The following is a 968-nucleotide window of genomic DNA, read 5'->3' as shown; positions in this document are numbered from 1 at the left end:
TGTGATGCCCAGCCAGGTTGTTCAACCTGGTGATGGGTGGCAGCTTCCCGACCGCTGAGTGGGGCCGATGGTGGTTGTACTGGTGGACCCATGCTGGCAGGGCCGCGAGCCGCGCTGACTCGGAGTTGTAGAACTTCTTGAACGCCCAGCCCTCGGTGAGAGTTCGGTGGAAGCGCTCGATCTTGCCGTTTGTCTGTGGGCGGTAGGGCCGGGTCCGCTTCGGCGTGATGCCCAGCTCGGCGCAGGTGTCACGCCACAGGAAAGAGCGGTAGGCGCCGCCGTTGTCGCTGAGCACCCGGTGCACGGTGACGCCTCGGTCGGCGAACCAGGCGATCGCGTTGCGCAGCACGGCGACCGAGGTCTCCTTGGTCTCGTCGTCGCGAGCCTCGACGTAGGCGACACGGGAGTGGTCGTCGATGACGGTGTGCAGGTAGCACGTTCCGATCAGCGGCTGGCGGTACTTGCTCTTCGGTGCCCCGGTCCGGGCCGCGGTCGCCGCGCGATTCCTCAACCCTTGTTGCCGGCCGGTGTAGCGCCACCCGCCACCGTCAGGGACCTTGCCGAGCTTCTTCACGTCGACGTGGATCAGGTCGCCAGGGCGCTCGTGCTCGTAGCGTCTGATCGGTTCGCCGGTCGCGCGGTCGATGTGTGTGAGCCGGTTGATCCGGCAGCGAACCAGGACCGCGTGCACGGTCGAGGCGGCCATGCCGAGCCGGTCGCCGATCTCTACGGGCCCGAGCCGCTGCTTCCACCGCAGGTGCACGATCTTGCGGACCACCGGAGCCGGCGTCCTGTTGGGTTGGCGACGTGGCGCCGAGGACCGGTCGACCATCCCCGCGGGCCCTTCGTCGCGGTAGCGCTCGGCCCATTTCTTGGCGGTGCGCCACGAGACGTCGTAGCGCTCGGCTGCGCGGGCTGGGGACCAGCCGTGGTCAATGACCAGCCGCGCAAGACGGAGCCGGGCGCGA

General features: G+C 68.5%; 1 protein-coding gene. It reads right to left on the bottom strand.

All coding sequences use genetic code 11. From position 1 onward, the window contains the following. A partial coding sequence (locus tag RM425_RS21475) for an IS481 family transposase (RefSeq protein ID WP_311347267.1) occupies nt 1-968 on the bottom strand: 968 nt, incomplete at both ends.

The sequence above is a fragment of the Blastococcus goldschmidtiae genome (genome assembly GCF_031845325.1).
In the GTDB taxonomy this organism is placed as follows: Bacteria; Actinomycetota; Actinomycetes; order Mycobacteriales; family Geodermatophilaceae; genus Blastococcus; species Blastococcus goldschmidtiae.
Note: the sequence above shows the minus strand (reverse complement) of the source record. Positions and strands in the feature narration are given on the sequence as shown.